The 9,577-nt window shown below is 67.3% G+C and carries 12 protein-coding genes, 1 tRNA gene and 1 pseudogene; 4 read left to right on the top strand and 10 right to left on the bottom strand.

The window, feature by feature from the left end:
* The 5 genes and pseudogenes from GY791_19025 to GY791_19005 form a co-directional block, all read right to left on the bottom strand.
* A pseudogene (locus GY791_19025) lies at positions 1-183 on the bottom strand (IS3 family transposase).
* 125 nt (positions 184-308) lie between these two features.
* Positions 309-932: a cytochrome b gene (locus tag GY791_19020; GenBank protein MCP4330520.1), complete on the bottom strand. Its 624-nt coding sequence runs from the start codon at positions 930-932 to the stop codon at positions 309-311.
* Positions 933-1,077: 145 nt separating this feature from the next.
* Positions 1,078-1,154: transfer RNA gene (locus tag GY791_19015), tRNA-Arg, on the bottom strand.
* Between the two features lie 152 nt (positions 1,155-1,306).
* Positions 1,307-2,302, bottom strand: coding sequence for an alpha/beta hydrolase (locus GY791_19010; protein ID MCP4330519.1), 996 nt, complete (start codon positions 2,300-2,302; stop codon positions 1,307-1,309).
* Positions 2,299-3,294, bottom strand: a complete 996-nt coding sequence (locus tag GY791_19005; GenBank protein MCP4330518.1) for an ABC transporter ATP-binding protein — start codon at positions 3,292-3,294, stop codon at positions 2,299-2,301. The genes GY791_19010 and GY791_19005 overlap by 4 nt, the downstream gene beginning before the upstream one ends.
* Positions 3,295-3,328: 34 nt before the next feature.
* Between GY791_19005 and GY791_19000 the strand changes: the two genes are divergently transcribed.
* On the top strand, positions 3,329-3,595 hold the full coding sequence (locus GY791_19000) for a zinc-finger domain-containing protein (GenBank protein MCP4330517.1): 267 nt from the start codon (positions 3,329-3,331) through the stop codon (positions 3,593-3,595).
* 178 nt (positions 3,596-3,773) lie between these two features.
* On the opposite strand, the gene GY791_18995 is transcribed toward GY791_19000, so the two are convergent.
* The 3 genes from GY791_18995 to GY791_18985 all read right to left on the bottom strand — a co-directional run bounded on the left by GY791_18995 (position 3,774) and on the right by GY791_18985 (position 5,846).
* Positions 3,774-4,298 carry a universal stress protein gene (locus GY791_18995; protein ID MCP4330516.1) on the bottom strand — a complete coding sequence of 175 codons (525 nt, stop codon included), beginning with the start codon at positions 4,296-4,298 and terminating at the stop codon, positions 3,774-3,776.
* A 77-nt stretch (positions 4,299-4,375) separates the two neighbouring features.
* Positions 4,376-4,855 carry a DUF488 domain-containing protein gene (locus tag GY791_18990; GenBank protein MCP4330515.1) on the bottom strand — a complete coding sequence of 160 codons (480 nt, stop codon included), beginning with the start codon at positions 4,853-4,855 and terminating at the stop codon, positions 4,376-4,378.
* A gap of 4 nt (positions 4,856-4,859) precedes the next feature.
* Positions 4,860-5,846 carry a D-glycerate dehydrogenase gene (locus tag GY791_18985; GenBank protein MCP4330514.1) on the bottom strand — a complete coding sequence of 329 codons (987 nt, stop codon included), beginning with the start codon at positions 5,844-5,846 and terminating at the stop codon, positions 4,860-4,862.
* A 149-nt stretch (positions 5,847-5,995) separates the two neighbouring features.
* Here GY791_18985 and GY791_18980 point away from each other — a divergent pair, with 149 nt between their 5' ends.
* Positions 5,996-6,490, top strand: a complete 495-nt coding sequence (locus GY791_18980; protein MCP4330513.1) for a hypothetical protein — start codon at positions 5,996-5,998, stop codon at positions 6,488-6,490.
* A gap of 17 nt (positions 6,491-6,507) precedes the next feature.
* Here GY791_18980 and GY791_18975 read toward each other — a convergent pair whose 3' ends face one another.
* Positions 6,508-6,972, bottom strand: a complete 465-nt coding sequence (locus tag GY791_18975) for a hypothetical protein (GenBank protein MCP4330512.1) — start codon at positions 6,970-6,972, stop codon at positions 6,508-6,510.
* A gap of 46 nt (positions 6,973-7,018) precedes the next feature.
* Here GY791_18975 and GY791_18970 point away from each other — a divergent pair, with 46 nt between their 5' ends.
* Entirely contained in the window at positions 7,019-7,414 is a 396-nt protein-coding gene (locus GY791_18970; protein MCP4330511.1) for a hypothetical protein, read from the top strand.
* A 49-nt stretch (positions 7,415-7,463) separates the two neighbouring features.
* Here GY791_18970 and GY791_18965 read toward each other — a convergent pair whose 3' ends face one another.
* Positions 7,464-7,739: a DUF4242 domain-containing protein gene (locus GY791_18965; GenBank protein ID MCP4330510.1), complete on the bottom strand. Its 276-nt coding sequence runs from the start codon at positions 7,737-7,739 to the stop codon at positions 7,464-7,466.
* Positions 7,740-7,979: 240 nt separating this feature from the next.
* On the opposite strand from GY791_18965, the gene GY791_18960 reads away from it, so the two are divergent.
* Positions 7,980-9,503, top strand: a complete 1,524-nt coding sequence (locus GY791_18960) for an MFS transporter (protein MCP4330509.1) — start codon at positions 7,980-7,982, stop codon at positions 9,501-9,503.
* Positions 9,504-9,577: the final 74 nt, after the last annotated feature.

The raw sequence follows: 9,577 nt of genomic DNA, 5'->3' as shown, positions 1-9,577 counted from the left end.
GTCGGATCTCAGCCGCCTGGCAACCTCGATGGCCAGGCATTCGCGGGTAAACTCATCGATCACTGTCAGCATCTTAAGTGCTCTCCCATCATGGGTCCTGGCCTGGACGAAGTCGTAAGCCCAGACATGGTTTGGCCAGCTTGGCCTGAGCCGGATGCAAGAGCCGTCATTGAGCCAGAGCCGGACCAGCGGGTCCCATACGGAAACGCCGCCGCTGGTGCCGCCATCGGCGGCCGCCGGATCGGCCATCGCATTGCCTCGGTTCGGGGTTGCGGGCTGGCGCCGATTCGACATAAGTCGAAAGAACTCTAGCCGACGTCGTCGCCGGTGGCGGCGCGCTTGCGGCCGGTGACCATGGCCCGGGTCAGGTTTTCGCGATGAACGAGGCTCGCCCACACGACGCCGAGGACATGGGCAATGACCAGCGCCAGCGCCAGATTGGCGAGGATCTCGTGGGCCTCCTCGAAGGCTCCGGTGACGGACTCGCCCGTCGCCACGATCCCGGCGAGCGGGCCGGCATTCTCCTCGACGGCGTAGACGACGAGGCCGGTGACCACGGTGGCGGCGACGACCGCGAGCAGGGCGAACACCATGGCGCCGCCGGCCGGGCTGTGGCCGAGATAGCGCCGTCCGCGGAAGGCGATCAACGCGCCGAGATAGCGCAGCGCGGCGCCGGGACCGTAGGCGAAGTCAACGAAGCGGGCATGGCGCGGGCCGATGACGCCCCACACCAGGCGAACCACGATAACACCGCCCGCGACATAGCCGGCCCAGGCGTGGATCGTCATGGCGTCGTCGTCGGTCAGGAAGGCGACGAAGAAGGCGACCGCCAGCGACCAGTGGAAGACGCGGACCAGCGGGTCCCAGACGGAAACGCTGCTGCCGGACGCGGCGCGGCTGGTGCCGCCATCGACGGTTGCCGGATCGGCCATCGTATTGCCTCGGGTCGGGGTTGCGGGTTGCTGGCGACTCCTAACGCGCGCCCGCAATACGGGCATTGACATGAGTCAAATCCCGCGACCCGCGCGGGTCGTGGACGGCGGACGAGTAGTACGGCGCGGCGTTGGGCCGGGAAACTGGCGCACCCGAGAGGATTCGAACCTCTGACCTCTGCCTTCGGAGGGCAGCGCTCTATCCAGCTGAGCTACGGGTGCAGGGGCGCGGACCCTAACCGAAATCGCGCCCCGGGGCAATTCGTTCGGCGGTGCGCCGCCAGCCCGGGATCGATCCAGGATCAGCGAAGCAGCACGTCGTGCCGCGTCGCGTCCGGGATGACGTGAGTGCCAAGGGGAATCGAGCCCGCCCCCTACTCCTCGGCCGCGAACAGGGCGCCCGCGTTGCCGTCGGCGCCCGATGGCAGCGGCGCGGCCGGGTCGGCGACCCAGGCGGCGACGTCGCGGTGCACGATCTCCGCCTGCAGATCGCGCAGCAGCATGTGGTAGCCGCCGTCATAGATGGCGATCGTGCTGTTGGCCGCGGGCAGGCGCTCGAGCATGGCGCGGGTCGGCGCCTTGGGCACGATCTGATCGTTTTCGCCGTAGAGCACCAAGACCGGCAAATCGACGCGGTCGGCGGCGGCCAGCGCCTCGTCCATCAAATCGACCAGACCGTCGATGGCGTCGACCCGGGTCTCCTTGATCACCATCGGGTCGGCTGACAGCGCGCGCAGCATCTCGATATTGTCCGACGGCTTGATGCCGAGCCCGCGCCCGGTGACTGTCGCCCACGGCAGGCTGTGGGCGCCGAGCCACAGCGCGACCCGGTAGTGCAGCGGCATCGTCGACCGCCCCCACACGGCGGGCGCGACCAGCACCATGCCGTCGACATCGGGCGGGGTGTCGCCGGTCGCCGCGTGCATCGCCACCGCCCCGCCCATGCTGACGCCGAGCAGGTAGACCGGCACCGCGGGGTGGCGCGCCCGGACCAGGGCGACGGCGTCGGTGAGGTCGCGCGCCATGACGTCGGCGCCGGCCCACTGGCCGCGATAGACGGTGCCGCCGAAACCGCGCTGGTCGTATGCGTAGGTGGCGATGCCGTTGTCGCGCCAGTAGGCCGCGGGCGCGGTGAAGGCATTGGAATAATCGTTGAAACCGTGGAGTGCCACGAACACCGCGGTCGGCGGCTGGTCGGGCAGCCATGCCCTGAGCGGCAGGGAAATGTTGTCGTGGGCAACGATACGATCGGTCTCGAGCGCCGGCGCGCGCACCACCGGTCCCGGCGGCTGCACCCGCGGCGCGCAGGCAACGACGCCGAGGACGCAGCCCAACGCGAGCGGCAGACAAAGGGCCGCGACCCGCCTCATGCGCCCGTCGCGTCCGGTTCCGCCGGCCGCCGCGTCAGCTCCAGGAAGATGTCTTCGAGGTCGCCCTCCTGGGTGGTCAGATCGGTGATCGTCAGGCCGCTGTCGCGGACCGCGGTCAGCAGGTCGCGGATACGGGTCTCGCTCGGCCGGTAGTGGAAGTTCAACCGCCGCGGCCCGGCCAGGGCGACGTCGAAACCGCCGAGTGATTCCGGCACCGCGTCGAGGTCCTCGGCGACGTTGATCGCCAGCTCCTTGCGGTCGAGGCGGCGCAGTAGGTCGGCGGTGTCCTCGCAGCAGATGACGTGCCCGTGGTTGATGATGGCAATGCGGTCGCAGAGCTGCTGGGCCTCTTCCAGATAATGCGTGGTCAGCACGATGGTGGTGCCGCGCGCATTCAGCTCGCGGACGTATTCCCAGAGCTGCTGGCGCAACTCGACATCGACCCCGGCCGACGGCTCGTCGAGAACCAGCACCGGCGGGTCGTGGACCATCGCCTTGGCGATCAGCATGCGCCGCCGCATGCCGCCCGACAGCGACCGCGCATAGGCGTCCGACTTGTCGGTCAGGCCGACCCGTTCGAGCAATTCGTCGGTCCGGCGCTGGGCCGCCGGCACGCCGTAGAGGCCGGCCTGGACGTCGAGCAACTGGCGCGGCGTGAAGAAGGCATCGATGTTGAGTTCCTGGGGCACGACGCCGATCGCGGCCCGGCAATTGCGCGAGTCGGCGTCGAGATCGCGGCCCCAGACCCGCACACTGCCCGAGGTCTTGGTCGCCAGTCCGGCGAGGATGTTGATGAAGGTCGACTTGCCGGCGCCGTTGGGGCCGAGCAGCCCGAACAGCGAACCGCGCGGCACGACCAGATCGACGGCGTCGAGCGCGGTGCGCCGCGAGCGGGTTTCGCTGCCGCGATAGATTTTGGTCAGGGCCACCGTCTCGATTGCGTTTTCCGGCAATTCGGCGGTGGTGGCCGTCTCGGCATGCGGCACGGTCATCGGGATCGGCGGGGCCGTTCTGGACTGTTGAATGATGCGCGGCAATGGGTATCATCCGCCGGATGGAGCGGTCAACGGCACTCCGTGGAGGGCCGCGGACACCAGCCGGGGGAGGCGTCGCGTGGAACCAGTCGAGAATATCGAGGTCGAGAACACGGTCGTCGCCTGCGACGGCGGCAACGGCCCGCTCGGCCATCCCTGCGTCTACCTCAATATGGGCGACCGGCACGACATCGATTGCCCCTATTGCGGCCGCCGGTTCTTCCTCAAGACGGGTGCGAAGGCGGGGTCAGGGCACTAACGTCGACCGACAATCGGACTTCGCTTGTCAACCGGGCGCGGCGCGCCGCCCTTCGTCATCCCGGGCGCGGTGCAGCGCGGAGCGATGCGTCGCGGAACCGGGATCCCGTGTCTGCGCGGCGTCACTCGGGTGCCGCGTCGCGCACGGGACGACGGCCACGCGGTGAATGTCGACCGACCTACCGCACCGTAATGCAGGTGCAGTCGGCGAGGTGCGAGACCTTGTGCGACACGCTGCCGAGGAGCAGCCCCTTGAGATCGCCGAGCCCGCGGCTGCCGAGGACGATGAGGTCGGCGCCCTCTTTTTTCGCGGTTTCCAGAATACACTTGGCCGGGTCGCCTTCGGCGACCACGGTCTCGACCGTCTTGGCGCCCTTCTCCCTGGCTAGCCGGGCGCAAGCCTTGGTCAGATGCTCGCCGACCTGTTCGGACGCCCGTTGGGCGAGGAATTCGGTCCCGTCTCCCGGCGCCGGCGCTTTGGCCATCGGGATCTCGGCCAGCGCCGTGGCGATGCTGCCGGACCGGGCCGGGACGATATTCTCGATCTCGGCCCAGTGCCGCAGCTGGTCGGCGCGGTCCCCCGACAGCAGGACATGAAGCAGGATCAGCTTGGCGTCGTACTTTGCGGCCAGGTCGCTGGCGAGGCCGACCGCCTTGTCGGCGTGGTCGGAACCGTCGGTGGCCGCCAGGATGGTCTTGAACATTCGTGATACCCCGCGATGTGGTAACAGCTTGAGACGGCAATTGTCCCAGCGCGGACGGCGCCGCTCATTGATTTCGATCAGTCGCCGAACAACGGGCCGGATGGGGCGGTGACGGCAAGATGGTTCACCGACAACGCCGTTCGCGCGACGATCGCGGCGGCGACGAAGCGGCGGTGGCAGTGGTCGGGGTCGCGCTCAAGGCACATCAGGCAAACCGGCTTCTCTCGCGCCAGCGCAGCGGCGCGATCCAGTCCCACTTGGCCCGGTGGCGAAGCGAGATGCGCGGCGAACAGACGTTCGAATCCGGCGATGTCGCCCGCTGCGGCGGCCGCGCGCGCCGCCGGCGGCGAGCCCAAAACGCCGAAGTGAGCATAATCGATCCCGGCAGCGACCAGCGACGCGGCGAGCGCGTTCTTAGCGTATTCCGGCCGCTTCGAGACCGGTGCTGCGCGAACGTCAGCGACGACCGCGATGCCGGCGCTCTTCAACGTTGCGATGAGATCGTCGAGGTCGGCGGCCTGGTAACCGATGGTGGCGATCGAGGGCGTGCGCGTCACCGACCTAGAACATCGTTTCGAGCACGCGGTCGGGCGGAGTGTGGCCGTCGATGAAGGTCTTGATGTTGATGATCACCTTCTCGCCCATGTCGATGCGGCCTTCGAGCGTCGCCGAAGCCATGTGCGGCAGCAGGATTACGTTGTCGAGGTCGCGCAGTTTGGGGTTGATCGCCGGTTCGTGCTCGAAGACGTCGAGCCCGGCCCCGGCGATCTCGCCGCTGGCCAGCATCCGCGTCAGCGCGTTCTCGTCGATCGCCTCGCCGCGCGAGGTGTTGACGATATAGGTGTACGGTTTGAGCAATGCGAGCCGCCGGGCCGACAGCAAATGATAGGTCGCCGGCGTGTGCGGGCAGTTGACCGTGATGATGTCCATATGGGCGAGCATCTGGTCGAGGCTTTCCCAGTAGGTCGCCTCGAGCTCCTTTTCGAGGTCGGCATGGACCTGGCGCCGGTTGTGATAGTGGATCGACAGGCCGAAGCCACGGGCGCGACGGGCGACGGCGGTGCCGATGCGGCCCATGCCGATGATACCCAACCGCTTGCCCCAGATGCGATGGCCGAGCATCCAGGTCGGCCCCCAGCCCGGCCAATCGCCGGCGCGGACGATCCGCTCACCTTCGGTGAGCCGGCGCGGCACCGCCAGGATCAGCGCCATGGTCATGTCGGCGGTGTCCTCGGTCAGCACGCCGGGCGTGTTGGTGATGGTGATGTTGCGCTGGCGCGCGGTGGCGAGGTCGATGTTGTCGACGCCAGTGCCGAACGAAGCGATCAGCCGGAGCTTCGGCCCGGCCTGGGCGAGCACCGCCTTGTCGATCGAATCGGTGACGGTCGGGACCAGCACGTCGGCGACCTTGGCGGCCTCGATGAGTTCGGCCTGGGACATCGGCCGGTCGTCGCGATTGAGCCGCGTGTCGAACAGTTCCATCATCCGCGTTTCGATCGCGTCCGGAAACTTTCGCGTCACGTAGACGACCGGTTTCGGCTTTGCCATGGGATCCCTCCGAGCTGCGCCCGTCCAAGCGGATAGCAAGCCCCGTCCGTCTTGTCCAGCGGCCATTGGGTCGCGCCGCCCTTGACCCGCGCGCGGCCCGCATCCATAAGGATTCCGCCTGCCAGCCAGCGTTTCGCCGGGTGACGAAAATGAACATAGCACAAAGAGCCGGACACGGGTTTCTCGCCGCGGCGCTGGTTGTCGCCGCGGCGGCGGCGGGCCATGCGCAGACCGGGTTGCCGCTGCCGCGCTTCGTCTCGATGCGGGCCGACGAGGTCAACGTGCGCACCGGTCCCGGCGTGCGCTATCCCATCGACTGGGTCTACCAGCGGAGCGGCCTGCCGGTCGAGATCACCGCCGAGTTCGATACCTGGCGCAAAATCCGTGACTGGGAGGGCACCGAGGGCTGGGTCCACCAGAGCATGCTGGCGGGCAAGCGCACCGCGCTGGTCACCAAGCAGCGTCGGACGCTGCGCCGCGAGCCGAGCGCCGGGTCGGCCGCCGTCGCCCATGCCGAACCCGGAGTCGTCGGCGAACTCAAGCGATGCGTCGGTGCGTGGTGCCGAATCCGAATTGCCGGCTATGACGGCTGGCTGGAACGAACCGAGTTTTGGGGCGTTTACGCCAACGAAACCGTCGAGTGAGCGCGGGAGCCGGGCGTTCACTCTGGCGCCGGTTTCGCCTTTCGCGCCGGTCTCGCGGGGCGCCGTGACGCGGCCCGTCGCCTTGGTGCCGGCGCCATCGCCCGCACCTGGTCGCGAAGCGTGGCCAGTTCGGTGAGCTCGAACTCCAAACCGGCCGAGGTCTCGTCGTCGATGTCGCGGCTCTGCACCTCGCCGTTGATTTGGCGGATCACGGTGTCGAGGGCGCGGCGGACATCCGAGACCTCCTCCGGGGAGAGCTTGTCGATGACGACCTCTTCCTCCATCATGAGCTTCGAAAATCCTGCCCGGTTGCTTTGGCCGAGCCGGGTCAGCCGGCGGTCGAGCTTCTGCCACTGGTCGCGCCAGGCCCGAAAGGCGTGGCTCTTCACGCCGATTTTCTCAAGCTGCACCATGACGCGCACGAACTGCCAGACAACGAAACGAAGCGCGCGATCGGACGGAGGGTGATGAGGCTTGACCATGGCACCTTTCTAACACCGGTGGGCGGAGGTCGATAGGGGAGGCGAAATGGCCCGCGACAGCGAAAACCTGATCTTCGCCAAGGTGGTCGGCTATATCGCCGCCACCATGGCCGATGACGACGGCGAAACCGAGCTTCCCGAAGGGCTCGACCGCCTGCCGGCGGTGCTTCGCGAAATCACCGACGCGTTTGAGAATTCGGGTGGCTTCGAGTTCGCGGCCGATCAAGCGCTGGTGCTATCGCATGTCTTCACGGTGCTCGAGGCGGCGATGCGGACGTTGTCCGAACAAGCCGCCGGCGGCGGCCAGGACAATGCTGCGGCGAAGATCGAATGGGCCGCCAATCAAGCTCGCGAAATGACCGCCTATTTGATGGAAAAGCACGGCAGCGGCGACGGCGGCACGCTGGTGCTGGTCGGCGAGGACGAAGGCGATGACGGCTGAGCGCGCCGCCACCCGGCCGACCGGCAACGCCGGCTCGCAGTGGCGGCGTCTATTCCTTTTCGGTGGTGGGGTCGATCATGCGCTTGACCGCCGTCACCTTGGTCGCCGGAAATCCGCTGATTTCGGCGTGCTTGTGGATGATGTCCTCGTTCTCGGCAAGGTAGACGCAAAAGGTCTTGTTGTCGGTAACGAACGACTCGACCCACTGGATGTTCGGGCCGAGCTCGGCCAGCACCTCGTTCGACTTGGCGGCGGCGCCGCGAAGCTGCTCGCGCTCGAAGCTGCCGACCTCGGGGATGTCCCGTTCGATAATGTACTTCCGCATATCGCACTCTCCCGTCAAATGAATTGGCCCGTCGGCGGGTCGTCCTGTCACCGCCCAGGCGCGCGATATTGACGAACCATGGTGCCAAGCTCAACATTCGTCTCGACGAGGGGCAATATGCACACCCGACAGAATCTCCCTAATGCGCGGGTGTCCGGCTCCGACGGCGGCGGGCAGCGAGTAGGAATACCCCTGTAAGTCGCCGGTTGATGCGGCGGAATCACGCTACCGGGCTGTTCTATGGATAGACGGACAAAAGTCGTCATCGCCACGCTGTCCGTACCCACCTTGACGCTGGGCACGGACTTCACCGGCGCCTTGATGTTGATCATTCCGATCGAGCGCGAATTCGGCGCCGACATCACGACCACCCAGTGGGTGTTGAACATCTATGCGCTGACCTTCGCCATGGGCATGGTGACCGCCGGCCGCCTGGCCGACAGGTACGGCCGCCGTCGCCTGCTGGTGATCGGCCTGACGGTGTTCGTGTTGGCGTCGCTCGCCTGCGCGGCGGCCCAATCCGTCGGTTGGCTGATCGGCGCCCGGGCCATCCAGGGCGTCGGATCGGCGATTCTCTGGCCCTGCATCCTCGGCATCGCATCGAATGCGGCCGGGGATGACGATCGCGGCGTCGCCATCGGCGTGCTCATTGCCGTGGTCACCAGCGGCAACGTCGTCGGCCCGGTCTTCGCCGGCATCGTCGGCGGCCTCGGGGAATGGCGGTTGTTCTATACCGCCAACCTGGTGATGGGCGCGATTTCGATCCTGCTCGTCCTGCGCTGTTTGCCGTCCGACACGCCGGACAAGACCGACGAGCCGATCGACTATGCCGGCATCGCCGTCCTGTCGACGGCGATCCTGGCCCTGCTCTATGCGCTCGATGTCGGCGGCGCCTGGGGTTGGGGTTCGGCGGCGCTGATCGGGCTGCTGGTGCTGGCGGCGGTATCGTTCGCCGCCTTTCCTGTCATCGAAAAGCGGGTCGCCGGGCCGCTGGTTCCGCCGCCGATGATGCGCAACCGGCAATTCTTGCTCGCCCTGTCGGCCAATGGCCTCTGCATTCCGGCCGTCTTCCTGTTGTTTCTCTACCTGCCACGATATTTTCACAAGGCCTTGGGCTGGTCGGATTTGATGGCCGCGATCGGAACCCTGCCGCTGATGGTGTGCCTGTCGGCGACGTCGCTGATTTCCGGCCGCTTTTACAACAGTGCCGGGCCCCGGTTGCTGTTGTCCGTCGGTTACGGCCTGACCGTGCTCGGCACCCTTGCGGTCATTCTAAGCGACCCGTCATGGGGCTATGCCGGAACCGTTCCCGCCATGCTGCTGCTCGGGATTGGGCCCGGATTGTGCGTCGGCACCGCCGGCACGGCCGCGGTCGGTGCCGCCGACCCGTCTCGGGCCAGCCTCGCCGGCGCGCTGTCGTTCATGTTCCATCTCGGCCTCGGCGCCATCGGCGTCGCCGGTGCCACCGCCATCATGTCAGGAATCGGCGGCGCCAAGCTGCAACACAGTCTGACGGCGATGGACGTGACCCTGTCCGCCGCCGATCGAGTGACGCTCGACGGCAGCGCCGCGGGGACGCAGGCATCGCAAGCCATACTCGGCAAATTCAGCCCCGAGACCGCCGGCAGGATAACGGACGCCGTTCGAGACGCCTTCATGACCGGCTTCCACGCTTCGTTCTGGCTTGCTTTCGCCTTGGCGATCGCGGGTGTCGGCGCCATCCTTGCCCTCGACGAGAAGAAGCTCGTCAATGTGGATCGATAGGGCGCGCACCGAGCATTCCCCCCAGTCCAGGCGACGACCGCTCTTGACCCAAACCGGACTCCCTGCACAACCCA

The sequence above is a fragment of the Alphaproteobacteria bacterium genome (assembly GCA_024244705.1).
Lineage (GTDB): Bacteria > Pseudomonadota > Alphaproteobacteria > JAAEOK01 > JAAEOK01 > JAAEOK01.
This window is presented reverse-complemented; position numbering and strand designations above follow the sequence as displayed.